Annotated in this window: 16 protein-coding genes; 8 read left to right on the top strand and 8 right to left on the bottom strand. The window is 59.5% G+C overall.

All coding sequences use genetic code 11. The features are described 5' to 3' along the window. The first annotated feature begins 78 nt into the window (after positions 1–78). Positions 79–957, top strand: coding sequence for an aromatic amino acid DMT transporter YddG (gene yddG, locus KHQ23_RS17720; RefSeq protein WP_073553696.1), 879 nt, complete (start codon positions 79–81; stop codon positions 955–957). Here yddG and benD read toward each other — a convergent pair. The 7 genes from benD to KHQ23_RS17685 all read right to left on the bottom strand — a co-directional run bounded on the left by benD (position 954) and on the right by KHQ23_RS17685 (position 7,206). After that, the gene (gene benD, locus KHQ23_RS17715) at positions 954–1,727 is read right to left on the bottom strand and encodes a benzoate diol dehydrogenase BenD (RefSeq protein ID WP_004143751.1); all 774 of its coding nucleotides are present in this window, start codon (positions 1,725–1,727) and stop codon (positions 954–956) included. The genes yddG and benD overlap by 4 nt on opposite strands. A 9-nt stretch (positions 1,728–1,736) precedes the next feature. Next, the gene (gene benC / locus KHQ23_RS17710; RefSeq protein WP_032434606.1) at positions 1,737–2,753 is read right to left on the bottom strand and encodes a benzoate 1,2-dioxygenase electron transfer component BenC; all 1,017 of its coding nucleotides are present in this window, start codon (positions 2,751–2,753) and stop codon (positions 1,737–1,739) included. A gap of 9 nt (positions 2,754–2,762) precedes the next feature. Continuing rightward, on the bottom strand, positions 2,763–3,248 hold the full coding sequence (gene benB / locus KHQ23_RS17705) for a benzoate 1,2-dioxygenase small subunit (RefSeq protein ID WP_004180096.1): 486 nt from the start codon (positions 3,246–3,248) through the stop codon (positions 2,763–2,765). Continuing rightward, entirely contained in the window at positions 3,248–4,630 is a 1,383-nt protein-coding gene (locus KHQ23_RS17700) for a Rieske 2Fe-2S domain-containing protein (protein WP_023341627.1), read from the bottom strand. The genes benB and KHQ23_RS17700 overlap by 1 nt, the downstream gene beginning before the upstream one ends. A 109-nt stretch (positions 4,631–4,739) precedes the next feature. Continuing rightward, positions 4,740–5,666, bottom strand: a complete 927-nt coding sequence (catA, locus tag KHQ23_RS17695; RefSeq protein ID WP_004175986.1) for a catechol 1,2-dioxygenase — start codon at positions 5,664–5,666, stop codon at positions 4,740–4,742. 66 nt (positions 5,667–5,732) lie between these two features. Then, positions 5,733–6,023, bottom strand: a complete 291-nt coding sequence (gene catC, locus KHQ23_RS17690; protein WP_004180100.1) for a muconolactone Delta-isomerase — start codon at positions 6,021–6,023, stop codon at positions 5,733–5,735. 19 nt (positions 6,024–6,042) lie between these two features. After that, complete coding sequence (locus KHQ23_RS17685; protein ID WP_072158546.1) at positions 6,043–7,206, bottom strand: muconate cycloisomerase family protein; 1,164 nt, start codon at positions 7,204–7,206, stop codon at positions 6,043–6,045. Between the two features lie 115 nt (positions 7,207–7,321). On the opposite strand from KHQ23_RS17685, the gene KHQ23_RS17680 reads away from it, so the two are divergent. Next, positions 7,322–8,212, top strand: a complete 891-nt coding sequence (locus KHQ23_RS17680) for an IclR family transcriptional regulator C-terminal domain-containing protein (RefSeq protein ID WP_009485870.1) — start codon at positions 7,322–7,324, stop codon at positions 8,210–8,212. On the opposite strand, the gene kmrA is transcribed toward KHQ23_RS17680, so the two are convergent. Then, positions 8,207–9,706 carry an efflux MFS transporter KmrA gene (gene kmrA / locus KHQ23_RS17675; RefSeq protein WP_032434608.1) on the bottom strand — a complete coding sequence of 500 codons (1,500 nt, stop codon included), beginning with the start codon at positions 9,704–9,706 and terminating at the stop codon, positions 8,207–8,209. The genes KHQ23_RS17680 and kmrA overlap by 6 nt on opposite strands. Positions 9,707–9,829: 123 nt before the next feature. Here kmrA and KHQ23_RS17670 point away from each other — a divergent pair, with 123 nt between their 5' ends. The 6 genes from KHQ23_RS17670 (at position 9,830) to narI (ending at position 18,730) form a co-directional block, all read left to right on the top strand. Beyond that, the gene (locus KHQ23_RS17670) at positions 9,830–10,405 is read left to right on the top strand and encodes a TetR family transcriptional regulator (RefSeq protein WP_004888643.1); all 576 of its coding nucleotides are present in this window, start codon (positions 9,830–9,832) and stop codon (positions 10,403–10,405) included. Between the two features lie 174 nt (positions 10,406–10,579). Continuing rightward, positions 10,580–11,962, top strand: coding sequence for a NarK family nitrate/nitrite MFS transporter (locus KHQ23_RS17665; RefSeq protein ID WP_032434610.1), 1,383 nt, complete (start codon positions 10,580–10,582; stop codon positions 11,960–11,962). Positions 11,963–12,076: 114 nt separating this feature from the next. Then, on the top strand, positions 12,077–15,817 hold the full coding sequence (locus KHQ23_RS17660; protein WP_032434612.1) for a nitrate reductase subunit alpha: 3,741 nt from the start codon (positions 12,077–12,079) through the stop codon (positions 15,815–15,817). Then, positions 15,814–17,358: a nitrate reductase subunit beta gene (narH, locus tag KHQ23_RS17655; RefSeq protein WP_004148517.1), complete on the top strand. Its 1,545-nt coding sequence runs from the start codon at positions 15,814–15,816 to the stop codon at positions 17,356–17,358. The genes KHQ23_RS17660 and narH overlap by 4 nt, the downstream gene beginning before the upstream one ends. Continuing rightward, positions 17,358–18,053 (top strand): nitrate reductase molybdenum cofactor assembly chaperone, encoded by a 696-nt coding sequence (gene narW / locus KHQ23_RS17650; RefSeq protein ID WP_002906547.1) that lies wholly within the window; start codon positions 17,358–17,360, stop codon positions 18,051–18,053. The genes narH and narW overlap by 1 nt, the downstream gene beginning before the upstream one ends. Further along, positions 18,050–18,730: a respiratory nitrate reductase subunit gamma gene (gene narI, locus KHQ23_RS17645; RefSeq protein ID WP_004175972.1), complete on the top strand. Its 681-nt coding sequence runs from the start codon at positions 18,050–18,052 to the stop codon at positions 18,728–18,730. The genes narW and narI overlap by 4 nt, the downstream gene beginning before the upstream one ends. Positions 18,731–18,999: the final 269 nt, after the last annotated feature.

The raw sequence follows: 18,999 nt of genomic DNA, 5'->3' as shown, positions 1-18,999 counted from the left end.
ACGGCGGAAAATTTCGCCCCTCACCGATAAAAAGATGATATATATGCCGGCTGCATTTGCGTAACCATCAGGAAAAGCATGGAGAAAAAGAGAGCCACGACGATCGGCTTCGCCGCCATTATCTTATGGAGCACGATGGTCGGATTGATTCGCGGCGTCAGCGAAGGACTGGGAGCGGTCGGCGGCGCGGCGATGATTTACAGCCTTAGCGGCCTGCTGCTGATCTTTACCGTCGGCTTTCCCAACCTGCGCCAGATCCCGCGTCGCTATCTGCTGGCCGGCAGCGTGCTGTTTGTCAGCTATGAAATCTGCCTCGCGCTGTCGCTGGGCTATGCCGCCAGCCGCCAGCAGGCCATTGAGGTGGGAATGGTCAATTACCTGTGGCCCAGCCTGACGATTTTATTCGCCATTCTCTTTAATGGCCAGAAAAGCAGCTGGCTGGTGATCCCCGGCCTGATTCTCGCCCTGCTGGGCGTTGGCTGGGTGTTGGGCGGTGAGCATGGGCTACAGCCCGATGAGATTATCAGTAACGTCATTTCCAGCCCGCTTAGCTATCTGCTGGCCTTTGTCGGGGCGTTTATCTGGGCCGCCTACTGCACGGTGACGGCCAAATATGCCCGCGGTAAAAACGCCATTACGCTGTTCGTCCTGTTAACCGCCCTGACGCTATGGCTGAAATTTCTCGCCAGCGACCAGCCGCCGATGCTGTTTAGCTGGCCGGTAGTCATTAAGCTGATGACGGTCTCCGTGGCGCTGGGGCTGGCCTACGCGGCGTGGAACGTTGGCATCCTGCACGGCAACATCAGCCTGCTGGCGGCGGCCTCCTACTTCACGCCGGTGCTCTCCTCTGCGCTGGCGGCGATCCTGCTGAGTGCGACCCTGTCGTGGTCCTTCTGGCAGGGGGCCGGGATGGTATGTCTCGGCTCCCTGCTCTGCTGGTACGCCACCCGCCGTTAGCCGAGATCGCCTCCGGCTACCGGCAGCGTCACGCCGGTGATATAGCTGGCCTCATCGCTGGCGAGAAACAGGATCGCATTCGCCTGTTCCGCCAGCGTGCCGTACCGGTGCAGCAGACTGCTCGCCACCGTCTGATCGACGACCTGCTGATACCACGCCTTTTCCTGCTCGCTCGGCTGCTCTTCGTTACGCGGCGTCAGGCGCGGCGGCGCCTCGGTCCCGCCCGGGGCCACGGCGTTAATCCGAATACCGCTACCGCTGTACTCCATGGCAATCGACCGGGTCAGCGCGTTAACGCCGCCTTTCGCCGCCGAGTACGGCACCCGATTCACTCCCGCCGTCGCCACCGACGAAATGTTGACGATGCTGCCTTTGCCCTGCTTCAGCATCCATGGCAGCGCCGCGCGGCAGCCCCACAGCGTGGGGAACAGCGAGCGGCGGATCTCTTTCTCAATCTGCTCCGGCTGATATTCGGCAAAGGGGCGCGCCCAGATGGTGCCCCCAACGTTGTTGATCAGCACGTCGATACGGCCAAAATGAGCGACCCCGGCGGCAAACGCCTGCTCGGTACTTTCCCACGCTTCCAGATCCGCCTCCAGCGCCAGCACCAGACAGCCGGATTGCGCCAGCGTCGCCGCCAGCTCATGGACGTATGACGAGCGATCGATGAGCAGCAGAGCCGCGCCTTCTGCAGCCGCCTGCTCCGCCGTCTGGCGGCCAATGCCCTGCGCCGCGCCGGTGATGACGACGACTTTATCGGTAAAACGCATTTTGCCTCCTTATGCCGCCGCGCTCTGGCTGGCGATAAATTTCTCATACCAGAACCCCGCCGGGGTGATCCCGCGGTCGCGCAACGCCGTGGCAACCGCGTTAACCATCGGCGGCGGGCCGCAGAGATAGATGTCCACGTCGCCGTTGTTCAGCATCGCGTCGTCGAGATGGTCGGTGACAAAGCCGCGCTGCGGGCAAGTGCTGTTTTCATCGGCCACCACCGGTAGCCAACGATACCCCGTCAACTGTTGAATAAAGGTATCCAGCGCGTCGGTTTTCACCAGATCGCAGTCACGAGTAACACCGTACAGCAGCATCACCGGACGCTGGCTGCCCTGTGTCTGCAGGGTATGGAGCATGGAGAGCAGCGGCGCCAGGCCGGTACCGCCCGCCAGCATCAGCAGCGGACGTTCGCCGTGGCGCAGATAGAAGCTGCCCATCGGGCCGCTGAGGGTAAGACGATCGCCGGGCCGCGCCCGCTGGGTTAACCACTGGCTCATCATGCCGCCAGGCACGTTACGAATAAGGAAACGCCCTTCGAGGGAACCCGGTTGCGAGCTAAATGAGTAGGCGCGGACATGAAGCGTGCCCGGCACCTGAATGTTGACGTACTGCCCCGGCAGGAAGGCCAGCGGCTCATCGAGGGCGACCACCAGTTCGATGGCGGTATCGGACAGTAAATTCACCTGCCGCACCTGCGCCCCGGTGTTGGTCAGCGCGGTTTTACACTGCGCGGCGGCCACCGGCACATCGATCACGCAGTCGCTGGTCGGGACCATCTGACAGGTCAGCACCTGACGGGCCTGCGCTTCGTCGTCGCTTAACGCCTCGTCGAGATAATCTTCGCCCAGGTCGTACTCACCGCTGGCGCAGTGGCATTTGCAGGTACCGCAAACGCCGTCCGAGCAATCCATCGGCAGATTCACCTTCTGGCGATAGGCGGCATCCAGGACTTTCTCTCCGGCATTGCACTGAATAAAACGGGTTACGCCGTCCTCAAAATTAAGAGCAATATTGAAGGTCATAAGCGCCTCTTAAATGTGGTAAACGTCAATCACCTGACGGATATAATCGTTATTCAGGCGCACGGTTTTGCGCACGATCTGCGGTCTGCCGTCCTGTTCGATTAGCGTGCAGCAGGTAGAGCCAAAATAGGCATCAGTGTGCTGATAGCGATGGCTCCAGGTGACCCAGCTGTAACGCACCTCAAGCCCCTCATCGCTCTCCCCCAGCAGCTCAACGTTGCTGATGATGTGGGTGGTGCGCGGCTCCGGCGTACTGGCGCCGGAACGTTCGGTTTTAATGCGGTAGACGCGATCCTCCAGCCCTTCGCGGTTGGGGTAGTAGATAAGCGAAATTTCTTTTTGCGGGTCGCGGGTCAGCTGGTCATCGTCGCCCCATGCCGGCATCCAGTAGACCACCTGCGGGCTGTAGCAGCTGAGCCATTCGTCCCACTGACGATCGTCCAGCAGACGGGCTTCGTAGTAAAGAAACTGGCGAACCTGTTCGAGGTTAAGCATCAGGCCACCTCCACGCGCTGGGTAATGGACTGGTCGTAACGCTGTTGTTCCTGTTCAATGGCCGCCAGCATCAGCGTCTGCCAGTGGTGGTGATGGGCGATGTACAGCGCTTCGTCCTCCGATTTCACCCCGCTTAACCGCGGCGAAAAGCCGGCATGTTGCGCATGCTCATCCGCGCCATCGACCCAGCGCAGCGCGCCGCGGCTGAGATCGCTCCATGGCAGATTTTCGCCGAGAAAGCCGCGCTGGCAGGCGCTGAACTCTTCGAGGTCGTCCGGCGTCCCCATTCCACTGACGTTAAAGAAATCCTCGTACTGGCGGATACGCAGCGCTCTGGCCTGGTCGGATTCCCCTTTCGGCGCAAAGCACCAGATGGTGACTTCGGTTTTATCCACCGCAATGGGGCGGATCACGCGGATTTGCGTCGAGAACTGATCCATCAGGTAGACATTGGGGTACAGGCACAGGTTGCGGGTTTCGTTGACCATCTGGTCGGCACGGCGTTCGCCAAATTCCGCCTGCAGCCGTTCGCGGTGGGCATAGACCGGGCGCACTTCCGGGTTGAGCGCCCGGGTCCACAACAGCATATGGCCGTTATCAAATCCATAGCCGCCGCCGAGGCTTTTTGACCAACCGTTGGCATCCACCGCGTGCGTCCCTTCCGCTTCATAATTGCGGCGTGACATGGTTGAGGCGTAGTTCCAGTGGACCACGCTGACGTGATAGCCATCGGCGCCGTTTTCCGCGCCCAGTTTCCAGTTGCCCTCATATACATAGCTCGACGAACCCTTGAGTACCTCGAGCCCCTCCGGCGCCTGGTCGACGATCAGGTCGATAATCTTGCAGGTTTCCCCGAGATAGGCCTCCAGCGGCTGCACGTCGGCTTTGAGGCTACCGAATAAGAAACCGCGGTAAGACTGAAAACGCGGCAATTTTTGCAGGTCGTGGGAGCCGTCTTGTTTAAAGCTCGGCGGATAGCCGCCGGTGCTCTCATCTTTGGCTTTTAATAATTTGCCGTTATTACTGAAGGTCCAGCCGTGAAACGGACAGGTAAACGAATTTTTATTCCCGGTTTTGCGTCGGCATAACATGGCGCCGCGGTGGGCGCAGCTGTTAATTAATGCATGCAATTCATTCTTTTTATCACGGGTAATAATGACCGGCTGGCGGCCCAGCGTCAGGGTATAATAATCACCCGGCTGGGGAATTTGACTTTCATGAGCGAGAAATACCCAGTTACCTTCGAAAATATGCTTCATTTCAAATTCAAACAGCTGCGGGTCGGTAAATATAGAGCGGTGGCAACGGTAAATATGATTTTCACGGTCGACAACTAAGGCATTATTGATTTTGTCTTTGAGCGTCGAGAGCGTTTTTTGCATGAGTCGGTCCCTCCTGCAGGATTCAGGATGAAAGAAACAGGGTGAATTCTTCGTTTTCGAGTGCAATATCTGGCCCGGGCAGTAGCGTGCCCGGGGCCGATAATGCCGCTTACTCTTTGGCGCGCACGCGGATCCCGCGCTGCTCTTCGTCGGCGCTCAGCGCTTTACACAGGGTGAAATCAAAACAAACCTCGGTGTGCTCTCCCTCAAGATTGCGTTGCGCGATGATCTCGCGGTCGGTCACTTTTACCGGATCGGCAATCAGGCCGTCGCGGGTGGCAAAGGCAAAATCGTCCCACAGGTATTTATCGCCATTGAGGTTAATCTGGCTGGTCAGATGTTTATGACCCGGCGCGGAGACGAAAAAGTGAATGTGCGCCGGACGGTTGCCGTGGCGACCCAGTCTGTCCAGCAGTTTCTGGGTTGGGCCATCCGGCGGGCAGCCGTAGCCGGAGGGCATGATGCTGCGCACGCTGTAGCGGCCATCGGCGCCGGTGCGGATCCGCCGGCGCAGGTTGTACTCACTCTGGCCTGGGTCGAAGAAGGAATAATTTCCGAGGGTGTTGGCGTGCCAGATATCAACAATAGCGTTGGCCACTGGCCGGCCTTCGGTGTCTTTGACTTCACCGTGCAGCCACATCACTTCTCCGGCGTCGGCGCCGTCATCCATGCGGGCGTGCCCCTCCGCCAGCGGCGCATTAGCCACGTACAGCGGCCCTTCGATGGTGCGCGGGGTGCCGGTTTCCCGATGCGCTGCCGCGTCGATGGCGTCCTGGCGCAGATCGAGGAAATGCTCCAGTCCCAGACCCGCCGCCAGCAGCGCCGCCTCCTGACGCCCGCCCAGCTCGTGCAAATAGTTTACCGCGTGCCAGAACTCTTCTTCCGTAACGTTATAGTCGTCGATGAGCGTGCAGATATTTTCCAGCAGACGATGAATAATCGCCTTAAAACGTTCATCGCCGCCGGCAACATCTAATCCGGCACTGTCGCGTAATAATTTCTGAATAGCTGGTTGTTGTACGAATACATTACTCATACTGGTTCTCTCTTATATTTTGCAGGGTATACGCCGGTAATACCGGCGTGAGGTCAGATATTATTATTAGCGATCGTCATCGCGAATTGATGACGGATGACGACAGAGGGCTTCCACTTTTATCGCCATAAAGGGATATAGCGGCAATCCCATTAATATTTGATGCAATTCTTCGGCATCTTGAACATCGAAAATACTGACGTTGGCATAAAGGCCGGCAACGCGCCAGATATGCCGCCATTTGCCTTCCCGCTGTAATTGTTGCGAATAGGCTTTTTCGCGTTTTTTTATTTCCTCCGCCTCGTTGGCGGGAAAGCCAGGCGGAATATTGACGGTCATCTCCACTTTAAATAACATTTTTTTCTCCTGTTCCCCGCTACGGCTGGCGGGTATAAAAATGCAGTTTGTCTTCATCCAGCTCGACGCCAAGGCCCGGCGTTTGCGGCAGCGCCACCTGACCGTCGGCAAAGGTGAGCGGCACGCTGACAATATCGTCTTTCAGCAACAGCGGGCCGAACATCTCGGTACCCCACTGCAGCGGCAGCGTCGACCAGGCGTGCAGAGAAGCCACGGTCCCTACGGTGCCTTCCAGCATGGTGCCGCCGTACAGGCCAATCCCTGCCGCCTGCGCGACGCGGGCCAGCGCCAGCACGCTGTTCGGCCCCCCGGCTTTGGCGATTTTCAGCGCGTAAGCGCCGGTAAAGCCCTGCTGCGCCAGCTGATAACCATCGTAAGCGGTCGCGACCGCTTCATCCGCGAGGATCGCGGTTTCAATTTGCTGGCTTAACCGCACCAGGGCGGCATTATCGTGGGCGCTGACCGGCTGTTCGATAAGATCGACGCCCATCGCCGCCAGTTCGCGGCAGCCTTTCGCGCCGGTGGCGGCGTCCCAGGCCTGGTTGACGTCGACACGGATGCTGGCGCGGTCGCCTAACGCTTCAACGATGGCGCGGGTATGACGCAGGTCGGTGGCGAGTTCACGCGCGCCGATCTTCAGTTTGAACGCCCGGTGGCGGCCTTCGGCCAACAGTTTTTCTCCTTCAGCGATATCTTTCGCGGTATCGCCGCTGGCTAAGGTCCACAGCACCGGCAACGCCGTTTGCAGCGCGCCGCCGAGCAGGGCTGATATCGGCAGACCTAAGGCTTTGCCCTGAGCGTCGAGCAGCGCGGTTTCGATGGCGGACTTCGCAAAGGTGTTGCCTTTAATGGCGCCGTTCATGCGGGCGGTCAGCGCATTCAGGTTATCGGCCGGCTGCCCTTTCAACAGCGGCGTCAGATAATGGGTGATCGCCGACGAGATGGCCTCGGGGCTCTCAACGCCATAGCTCAAGCCGCCGATGGTGGTGGCTTCGCCGATGCCGCAGATGCCGTCGGAACGGGTAAGGCGCACGATCACCAGCGACTGGCAGCCCATGGTGGTCATCGACAATTTATGCGGCCGGATGGTCGGGACATCCACAATCCAGCTCTCGATTTGCTCTACGGTGGCAGTCATTTTCTGTTCCTGATGAGATATATAACTTTTTGTACCCACATCCATAACGGGGGTCTGTGCCATTGACAATAGGGTTCAGCCTGGCGGATGGTCAACGGCGATAATCGAAATGTTGTGCGATTATCGACGCGTTTGTTAAAAGACGGTTATTAATGTGATCGTGGTGGTAAAACCGGCACAATTCAGCGCGCCCCATTTTGCGCAAGGTATAGTGATCTGCCGTGAGCTTTACGCTGCAACGGAGAAGGATGCGATGAGCGACAATATCCCCAATACGCTGAGCGCCAGGCAGGCCGAGCACGACCCTAACTTTATGCTATCTCTGGCCCGCGGGCTGGAGGTCCTTAACGCCTTCACCCCCCAGCGCCAGCGGCTGACCATTTCCCAGCTCAGCCAGAAAACGCAAATCTCGCGCGCGGCGGTACGCCGCTGTTTGTATACCCTCGCCGCGCTGGGCATGGTGCACAGTCCGGATGGCCGTAGCTATGAACTGCTCCCCCGGGTGCTGGCCGTCGGCCACGCCTATCTGGCAGGCACGCCGCTGGCCAAGGTGGCGCAGACGGCGCTGGATAATCTTGGCAAAGCGCTCGGCGAATCCTGTTCGGCGGCGACGCTCGACGGGGATAACGTGCTCTATATTGCCCGCGCGGCGGTCAATAATTTACTGAGCATCGATCTGGGGCGCGGCAGCCGCCTGCCGGCGTGGGCCACGTCGATGGGGCGGGTGTTGCTGAGCGCGCTGCCGGAGGAACAGCTGGAAGTGACGTTGTCACGAGTTACGCTTATTCGCTACACTCCGCATACCCTGTGCGATTTGTCCGGTTTACGTGCAGAGATCGCCCGGGTGCGCATGCAGGGCTATGCCCTCGCCGACCGGCAGATCGAGGTAGGCTTGTGCTCGCTGGCGGTACCCGTGCTGTCGCGTCACGGTCAGGTGGTGGCCGCCCTGAATGTCGGGGTACCTGCCGCGACGGTCAGCGCCGCGGCGTTAAAAGAGAAGGCTCTCGCCCCGCTACGGCGCGCGGCGATGGATCTGTCGCTGCAGCTATAGCGCCGACTGCGGTTTCGCCACGGTGGCGAGGCTGCGCCAGATCCCAGCGGCCAGCAGCAGAAGCAATACACCCGCCGTCGCCAGCACCAGGCTATGAGCCTGAATAAAAGCCGTCTTCGCCGCCGCCATCAGCGCCTGCGCCACCCCGGCGGGCAGCGCCTGGGACAGACTCACCGCCTCGCCAATCGATGACGCCGCCTGCTGCGCCATGGCGCCACTCAGGCCAGACGGCAGCGCAATAGAGGCGCTGTAGCTGCGGGTCAGGATCAGGCCGAACAGCGCTATGCCGAGACCGGCGCCCAGCTCATAGGCCATGGTTTCAATCGCCCCGGCGGCCGCCGCTTTCTCCTTCGGCACTGCCGCCATAATCGCGGAACTGGAGGCCAGCAGCGCGCTGGCCACGCTAAAGCCCAGCAGCGTCATCAGCCCCCAGGCCAGCCACTGCTGGGTACTGAAATCGGTCAACGCCAGGCCGAGAAAGCTGAAGGCGCTGAGCAGCATCCCGCCGGTCGCCACCTCGCGCAGCCCAAGCCGCGACACCAGCAGGCCGGCAATCGGGCCGCTGAAGCCGCTGGCCACCATTACCGGCAGCATAAATATCCCCGCCTCGAACGGCGTTTTCTGGTGCACAAACTGCAGCTCCTGGGCCATCAGCAGCTCAAAACCGACCAGGGTAATCAGGGCCGTCATCGCCATCATCACCCCGCTTAAGATTATGCGATGGGTGAACAGGCGCATATCCACCATCGGGCGGGCCGCCGACAGCTGCTTGCGGATAAACCAGGTTAACATCGCCGCCCCGCCGAGCGCCACCAGCGCGGTGAGCCACAGCGCCAGCTGGCCCTTCAGCGCCGATTTCGCGCTAAACACCAGCATCAGGATCGCGGCAATCAAAACGAGCGCCTGCAGTAGATTGAGCGGCTGTTCGCGGCGCGCGGGCTGGCGCGGCACCACTTTCGCGTTAATCGCGATAACCACCAGTACGATCGGCACATTGATCAGGAACACCGACCCCCAGTAGAAATGCTCCAGCAGGATACCGCCCACCAGCGGGCCGAAGGCCGCGCCGCCGGAGCCGACCGCTGCCCACAGCCCCAGCGCCATATTGCGCTGGCTGGCCTCGGCAAAGGTGCTGCGGATCCCGGCCAGCGTCGCCGGGACGATCATCGCCGCCCCCACCGCCAGCAAAGCGCGTGAGGCAATCAGCGTCATGGCCGTCGGCGACAGCGCGGCGCACAGCGAGGCGATGCCAAAAATGGCGCTGCCGAGCAGCAGCAGGCGCTTAAAGCCGATCTTATCGCCAAGGGCGCCCATCGGCAGCACCATGCCGGCCATCACTAATGAGTAGATATCAATGATCCACAACAGCTCATTGCCGCTGCTACCCAGCGCCACGCTGAGGGTCGGCGCGGCCACATGCAACACCGTAGCGTCAATCGCCACCGGAATATAAACCAGCAAAATCGCCATCAGCGTCATCCATTGCCGTGACATAGCTTGTACCTCAATCAATATTGAATATTGGACGCACGTCCAGGATGGCGATCCTGCCGGATTGTTGAACACATGTCCAACTTTTTGTTACACTCGGCCAAAGCCAGATGACAGCGGGGTTCTATGCACTATTTACAACGTGATGCGCGACGGGAAGGGATTATGCAGGCCGCCATGCGCCTGGCGCTGCGCGGCGGCTTTGCCGCCATGACCGTGCGGCAGATCGCCCGCGAAGCCCAGGTGGCCGCCGGGCAGCTGCACCACCACTTCACCTCCATCGGCGAGCTGAAAGCGCAGGTTTTCATCCGCCTGATCCGCGAGATGCTCGACATGCCGCTGGTGGCTGAGGACGCCAGCTGGCGCGAGCGCTTGTTCTCGATGATCGGCAGCGAGGATGGCCGACTGGAACCCTATATCCGCCTGTGGCGCGAAGGCCAGGTGCTGGCCGACAGCGATCCGGACATCAAAGCGGCCTACCTGCTGACCATGAATATGTGGCATGCCGAGACCGTCGCCATCATCGAGCAGGGCCTCGCCAGCGGCGAATTTCGGTCGGCTGAGCCTGCGGCGGATATCGCCTGGCGCTTTATCGCCCTGGTGTGCGGCCTCGACGGGATTTATGCGCTGGACGCGCAGGCCCTGGATGAGGCGGCGTTTAGCCGCTATGTAAATAAGATGATTACGCTGGAGTTGTTTTAGGTATCTTTACATTTAGTAACAATTAATTCCGCTACGCTTACCACGTGCTCTCTGTCAGCACGTTTTTTTTATCTACGCTTCATAGATAACGCAAATTAAGCGTTATTCACTATCCCCTTGTATTCAGCTGTTGACCTTATTTATTTACTCCTTTCCGGGCAAGTAGAGGGCAATATGTCGGTGCAGAATGATAAAGATAATCATTACCTTTTGAACAACTGGCGGCCTGAAAACAAGGCGTTCTGGGAAAATAAAGGCCAAGCCATTGCGCGAAGAAATCTATGGATATCAGTGGCCTGTTTGCTGCTTGCTTTCTGCGTATGGATGTTATTCAGCGCCGTAGCGGTGAATCTCAATAAGGTCGGTTTTCATTTCACCACCGACCAGCTTTTTTTATTAACCGCCCTGCCTTCACTTTCCGGCGCGATATTACGGGTCCCCTACTCCTTTATGGTACCCCTTTTTGGCGGGCGCTACTGGACCGTATTAAGTACCGTTATCCTGGTCGTGCCTTGTATTTGGTTAGGGGTGGCAATCCAGAATATTACTACTCCGTTCTGGGTATTTATTATTATTGCGCTGTTGTGCGGTTTTGCCGGAGCGAATTTTGCTTCCAGCATGGGAAATATCAGTTTCTTTTTCCCCAAAGCGAAACAGGGCAGCGCGCTGGGAGTCAACGGCGGCCTTGGCAATCTGGGCGTAAGCGTGATGCAGATGGTCGCCCCGGCGGTCATCTTCCTGCCGCTCTTCACCTTTCTCGGCGTCCATGGCGTCACCCAGCCCGATGGTTCGACAATCACCCTGAGTAATGCGGCGCTCGTCTGGGTACCGCTGCTGCTGCTCGCCACCGTCGCGGCATGGTTCGGCATGAACGATATCGCCGGTTCAAAGGCCTCGATTCGCGATCAGCTTCCCGTGCTCAAGCGACCGCATATGTGGCTGTTAAGCCTGCTCTATCTGGCGACGTTTGGCTCGTTCATCGGCTTTTCCGCCGGCTTTGCCATGCTGGCGAAAACCCAGTTTCCCGCGGTCGATATCCTCAAGCTCGCCTTCTTTGGACCGTTCATCGGCGCGCTGGCGCGCTCGTTCGGCGGGATCATCTCCGACCGTCTCGGCGGCGTGCGGGTGACGCTGGTTAACTTCGTCCTGATGGCGCTGTTTACCGGCCTGCTGTTTCTGACCCTGCCAGGCAGCGGCTCCGGCAGCTTTCTCGCTTTCTACGTGGTGTTTATGGGGCTCTTTTTAACCGCCGGTCTGGGAAGCGGCTCCACCTTCCAGATGATCGCCGTCATCTTCCGCCAGCTCACCATCGACAGCGTAAAACAGCGCGGCGGCAGCGATGAAGAAGCGCAGCACGAGGCGGTGACCGATACCGCTGCCGCGCTGGGCTTTATCTCGGCGATCGGCGCCATCGGCGGCTTCTTTATTCCGAAAGCCTTCGGCACCTCGCTGGCGATGACCGGCTCACCGGTTGGCGCGATGAAAGTCTTTTTTGTCTTCTATGTGGTTTGCGTGCTGGTGACCTGGCTGGTCTACGGCCGCCGTAAATCCGCTTAACCATAACGATTTATCTGCCGGATAGCGGCTTACGCCTTATCCGGCCTTACGAGTTCGTTCGCTCATCCGGCCGGGTGGCACGATGCCGGACATCATCGGAGCAGGAGAAATGTCATGAGTAAACTTCTGGATCGCTTTCGCTACTTTAAGCAGAAGGGCGAGACCTTTGCCAACGGCCACGGCCAGGTCTACAACAACAACCGTGACTGGGAAGACAGCTACCGTCAACGCTGGCAGTTCGACAAAATTGTCCGCTCCACGCACGGTGTGAACTGCACCGGCTCCTGCAGCTGGAAAATTTACGTCAAAAACGGCCTCGTTACCTGGGAAACCCAGCAGACCGATTATCCGCGCACCCGGCCGGATCTGCCAAATCACGAACCGCGCGGCTGCCCGCGCGGCGCCAGCTACTCCTGGTATCTCTACAGCGCCAACCGCCTGAAGTACCCGCTGGCGCGTAAACGACTGATTGAGCTGTGGCGCGAAGCCCTGGCGCAGCATCCCGACCCGGTGCTGGCATGGGATAGCATCATGCAGGATCCGGCAAAAACCCGCAGCTATAAAGCGGCGCGCGGCAAAGGCGGTTTTGTCCGCTCCAGCTGGAAAGAGCTGAACCAGCTCATCGCCGCCGCCAACGTCTGGACCATCAAACATTATGGCCCGGACCGCGTCGCCGGCTTCTCGCCGATCCCGGCGATGTCGATGGTCTCCTACGCCGCGGGCACTCGCTATTTATCGTTGATTGGCGGCACCTGCCTGAGCTTTTATGACTGGTACTGCGATCTGCCCCCCGCCTCGCCGATGACCTGGGGCGAACAGACCGACGTGCCGGAATCCGCCGACTGGTACAACTCCAGCTACATTATTGCCTGGGGCTCCAACGTGCCGCAGACCCGAACCCCGGACGCCCACTTCTTTACCGAAGTGCGCTACAAGGGCACCAAAACTATCGCCATCACGCCGGACTATTCGGAAGTCGCTAAGCTCTGCGACCAGTGGCTGGCGCCGAAGCAAGGCACCGACAGCGCGCTGGCGATGGCCATGGGCCATGTGATCCTCAAAGCCTTCCACCTCGATAACCCGAGCGATTACTTTCTCAACTACTGCCGGACCTACACCGACATGCCGATGCTGGTGATACTCGAGCCGCGCGACGACGGCAGCTATACGCCGGGCCGTATGCTGCGTGCTTCCGACCTGCTTAACGGTCTCGGGGAAAGTAATAACCCGGAATGGAAAACCGTGGCCTATAACAGCGACGGCGAACTGGTGGCGCCGAACGGCTCCATCGGCTTTCGCTGGGGCGAAAAAGGCAAATGGAATCTCGAACAACGGGCAGACGGCAAAGATGTCGAGCTTAAGCTGTCGCTGCTGGATATTCGCGACAGCGTGGTGTCGGTGGGCTTCCCCTACTTTGGCGGCAACGAAAACCCGCATTTTCGCAGCGTAGCGCAGTCACCGGTGACCCTTCACCCGCTACCGGCTAAACAGCTGACGCTGGCCAGTGGCGAAAGCGGCCTGGTGGTCAGCGTCTATGACCTGATTCTGGCCAACTACGGTCTGGATCGCGGGCTTGATGATGTCAATGCGGCGAAGGATTTCGCCGAGGTCAAAGCCTATACCCCGGCATGGGCGGAGCAGATCACCGGCGTACCGCGTCAACATATCGAACAAATCGCCCGCGAGTTTGCCGATACGGCACATAAGACCCACGGCCGCTCAATGATTATCCTCGGCGCCGGGGTGAACCACTGGTACCACATGGATATGAACTACCGCGGGATGATTAATCTGCTGGTATTCTGCGGCTGCGTCGGCCAGAGCGGCGGCGGCTGGTCGCACTATGTCGGTCAGGAGAAACTGCGCCCGCAGACCGGCTGGCTGCCGCTGGCGTTCGCCCTGGACTGGAGTCGTCCGCCGCGGCAGATGAACAGTACCTCTTATTTCTACAACCACGCCAGCCAGTGGCGCTACGAAAAACTGACCGCGCAGGAGCTGCTGTCGCCGCTGGCCGACGCCAGCAAATTTAGCGGCAGCCTTATCGACTTCAACGTCCGTGCGGAACGGATGGGCTGGTTACCCTCTGCGCCCCAGCTCAACGTCAACCCGCTGACCATTAAGCAGCAGGCCGAGGCCGCCGGGCTCTCCCCCGCGGAGTTCACCGTCCAGTCGTTAAAATCAGGCGATATTCGCTTTGCCGCCGAGCAGCCGGATAGCGGCAAAAACCATCCGCGCAACCTGTTTATCTGGCGCTCAAACCTGCTGGGATCGTCCGGTAAGGGGCATGAGTACATGTTGAAATACCTGCTCGGGACCGACAGCGGTATTCAGGGTGATGAACTGGGCGCCAGCGATGAGGTAAAACCTGAGGAAGTCGAGTGGCAGACCGCGGCGATTGAGGGCAAACTCGATCTCCTGGTGACGCTGGATTTCCGCATGTCCAGTACCTGTCTCTTCTCCGATATTGTCCTGCCGACCGCCACCTGGTATGAAAAAGACGATATGAACACCTCGGACATGCACCCGTTTATCCACCCGCTCTCCGCCGCCGTCGACCCGGCCTGGGAGGCAAAGAGCGACTGGGAGATCTACAAGGATATCGCTAAATCCTTCTCGCAGGTCTGCGTCGGCCATCTTGGCAAAGAGACCGATGTGGTGCTGGTCCCGCTGCAGCATGATTCCCCCGGCGAACTGTCGCAGCCGTTCGAGGTGCTTGACTGGCGCAAGGGCGAATGCGATCTGATCCCCGGGAAAACCGCACCGTCGATTGCCCTGGTGGAACGCGACTATCCTGCCACCTGGGAACGCTTCACCTCTCTCGGCCCGCTGCTCGATAAGCTTGGCAACGGCGGAAAAGGCATTTCGTGGAATACGCAAAGCGAAGTCGATTTCCTCGGCAAGCTTAACTACGTCAAGCCCGATGGTCCGGCCAAAGGCCGGCCGCGGATCGACAGCGCCATTGACGCCTCTGAAGTTATTCTCAGCCTCGCGCCGGAAACCAACGGCCAGGTGGCGGTGAAAGCCTGGCAGGCGCTGGGAGAGTTTACCGGCCGCGATCATACCCATCTGGCGCTCAATAAAGAGGATGAGAAGATCCGCTTTCGCGATATTCAGGCGCAGCCGCGCAAAATTATCTCCAGCCCGACGTGGTCGGGACTGGAAAGCGAGCACGTCTCCTACAATGCCGGTTATACCAACGTGCATGAGCTGATCCCATGGCGCACCCTCTCCGGCCGCCAGCAGTTGTATCAGGACCATCCGTGGATGCGCGCCTTCGGCGAAAGCCTGGTAGCCTATCGCCCGCCCATTGATACCCGCAGCGTCAGCCAGATGAAGGCCGTGCCGCCAAACGGCTTTCCGGAAAAAGCGCTGAATTTCCTGACGCCGCACCAGAAGTGGGGGATCCACTCAACCTATAGCGAAAACCTGCTGATGCTGACGCTGTCGCGCGGCGGGCCGATCGTCTGGCTTAGCGAAACCGATGCGAAAGAGCTGGGCATTGAAGATAACGACTGGATTGAAGCGTTCAACGCCAACGGGGCTCTCACCGCGCGGGCGGTGGTGAGCCAGCGGGTGCCGCCGGGGATGACCATGATGTACCACGCTCAGGAACGGATTATGAATATCCCGGGTTCGGAAGTGACCGGTCGTCGCGGCGGCATTCATAACTCGGTAACCCGCGTCTGTCCGAAGCCAACGCACATGATTGGCGGCTACGCCCAGCTGGCCTATGGCTTTAACTACTACGGCACCGTCGGATCGAACCGCGACGAGTTCATCATGATCCGCAAAATGAAGAATATTGCCTGGCTGGATGATGAAGGTCGCGATCAGGTACAGGAGGCGAAAAAATGAAAATCCGTTCTCAGGTTGGAATGGTGCTGAATCTGGACAAATGCATCGGCTGTCACACCTGCTCGGTCACCTGTAAAAACGTCTGGAGCAGCCGCGAAGGCATGGAGTACGCGTGGTTCAATAACGTGGAGACCAAACCGGGCATTGGCTACCCCAAAAACTGGGAGGACCAGGATCAGTGGCAAGGCGGCTGGATCCGCGGCATTAGCGGTAAGCTGACGCCCCGCCTCGGCAATCGGGTCAGCGTATTATCGAAGATTTTCGCCAACCCGGTGCTGCCGGCGATCGACGATTACTACGAACCCTTTACCTATGACTACCAGCACCTGCACAACGCGCCGGAGGGCAAATATCTGCCGACCGCCCGCCCGCGCTCGCTGATCAGCGGCGAGCGTATGGATAAGATTAACTGGGGCCCGAACTGGGAGGAGCTGCTCGGCGGCGAATTCGAGAAACGCGCCCGCGACCGTAACTTCGAAGCCATGCAAAAAGAGATGTACGGCCAGTTCGAAAATACCTTCATGATGTATCTCCCGCGCCTGTGCGAGCACTGCCTCAACCCGAGCTGCGTGGCCACCTGCCCGAGCGGCGCCATCTACAAGCGTGAGGAAGATGGCATCGTACTGATCGATCAGGATAAATGCCGCGGCTGGCGGATGTGCATCAGCGGCTGCCCGTACAAAAAAATCTACTTTAACTGGAAGAGCGGTAAGTCGGAAAAATGCATCTTCTGCTATCCGCGCATTGAGTCCGGGCAGCCAACGGTCTGCTCAGAAACCTGCGTCGGGCGCATCCGCTATCTTGGCGTACTGCTGTATGACGCCGACCGTATTGAAGAGGCGGCCAGTACCGAACATGAAACCGACCTCTATGAGCGCCAGTGCGAGGTGTTCCTTAATCCAAACGATCCGGCGGTCATCGAGGAAGCGCTAAAGCAAGGGATCCCGCACAACGTCATTGAGGCGGCGCAGAAGTCTCCGGTATATAAGCTGGCGATGGACTGGAAGCTGGCCCTGCCGCTGCATCCGGAGTATCGCACCCTGCCGATGGTCTGGTACGTGCCGCCCCTGTCGCCGATCCAGTCTGTTGCCGACGCCGGCGGCTTACCGAGCAACGGCAACATCCTGCCGGCGGTTGAGAGTCTGCGCATCCCGGTGCAATACCTGGCGAATCTGCTGAGCGCCGGCGATACCGGACCGGTCTTGCGCGCGCTGAAACGGATGATGGCGATGCGCCACTACAAGCGCTCGCAAACCGTCGAGGGCGTCACCGATACCCGCGCCATTGAAGAGGTGGGCCTCAGCGTTGAGCAGGTCGAAGAGATGTATCGCTATCTGGCGATCGCCAACTACGAAGACCGCTTCGTGATCCCCACCAGCCATCGCGAACTGGCGGAGGATGCCTTTCCGGAACGTAACGGCTGCGGCTTTACCTTCGGCGATGGCTGCCACGGGTCAGATACGAAATTCAACCTGTTTAACAGCCGGCGGATCGACGCCATCGACGTCAGCGGCGTGCGTAAGCATGGGGAGGGCGAGTGATGCGGATCCTGAAAGTGATCGGTCTGCTGCTGGAGTACCCCGACGAGTTACTGTGGGAGAACCGCGACGACGCCCTGGCGCTGATCAGGGCCGATGTCCCTTCCCTGACGCCGTTTGTCGGTGAGCTGTTGACGGCTCCGCTGTTGGATCGCCAGGCCGAATGGTGCGAGGTGTTCGAGCGCGGGCGCGCCACCTCGCTGCTGCTGTTTGAACATGTGCATGCCGAATCCCGCGACCGCGGCCAGGCGATGGTCGACCTGATGAATCAGTATCAGCAGGCGGGTCTGCAGATCGATTGTCGCGAGTTGCCCGACCATCTGCCGCTGTATCTGGAGTATCTCAGTATTCTACCTCCCGCGGAGGCTCGTGAGGGGCTGCAGAATATCGCGCCGATTCTGGCGCTGATCGGCGGCCGTCTTAAGCAGCGAGCCTGCCCGTATTATCAGCTGTTTGACGCCCTGCTGGCGCTGGCTAAAAGCCCGCTCACCAGTGACAGCGTCACAAAACAGGTGGCGGGAGAAAAGCGCGACGATACCCGTCAGGCGCTGGACGCCGTGTGGGAAGAAGAGCAGGTGAAGTTTATCGAAGATAACGCGACCGCTTGCGATAGCTCGTCGATGCAAGCTTATCAACGACGCTTTAGTCAGGATGTGGCGCCGCAGTACGTTGACATCCGCGCCGGAGGCCCGAAATGATCCAGTATCTGAACGTCTTCTTTTACGATATCTACCCTTACCTGTGCGGCACCGTCTTTCTGGTGGGCAGCTGGCTGCGCTACGATTACGGGCAGTATACCTGGCGCGCCTCATCCAGCCAGATGCTGGATAAGCGCGGGATGGTGCTATGGTCGAACTTATTTCATATCGGCATTCTCGGCATCTTCTTTGGCCATCTCTTTGGCATGCTGACCCCACACTGGGTCTACTCGTGGTTCCTGCCGATGTCCCAGAAGCAGCTGATGGCCATGATCCTTGGCGGCATCTGCGGCGTGCTGACCCTGGTAGGCGGTATCGGCCTGCTGATGCGCCGCCTGACCAACCCGCGAATTCGCGCCACCTCCACGACCGCGGATATTTTGATCCTGTGCATTCTGCTGATTCAGTGCGCGCTGGGGCTGACAACCATCCCCTTCTCCGCCCAGCATCCGGACGGCAGCGAAATGCTCAAGCTGGTGGACTGGGCGCAGGCGGTGGTCACCTTCCACGGCGGCGCCTCGGCGCATCTGGACGGTGTCGCATGGATTTACCGCGTCCACCTGGTGCTCGGAATGACCATCTTTCTGATCTTCCCCTTCACCCGCCTGGTTCACGTCTGGAGCGCGCCGGTGGAGTATTTCACCCGGCGTTACCAGGTGGTACGCTCCCGGCGCTGAGCGCTGGCGGCGTTTACCATTCATCCTTACCGGTAGCCCGGACGAGGCCTTCGCGCCAAGTTCGGGTATTTATCGTACCTGGCTCCAGGTTTTATGCCGGGTGGCGGCTGCCGCCTTACCCGGCCTACAGGGTCCTCTCACAGGCTCAAACCTCGCAGGCCCGCGCAAGCGCAGCGCCGCCGGGCAAGATATCAGACACGGTACCTGTAATTTCGCCGGGTGGCGGCTACGCTTTGCCCGGCCTACAGGGTCCTCTCACAGGCTCATAC

This window comes from Klebsiella sp. 64 (genome assembly GCF_018223915.1).
GTDB classification, from domain to species: Bacteria; Pseudomonadota; Gammaproteobacteria; order Enterobacterales; family Enterobacteriaceae; genus Klebsiella; species Klebsiella pneumoniae.
This window is presented reverse-complemented; position numbering and strand designations above follow the sequence as displayed.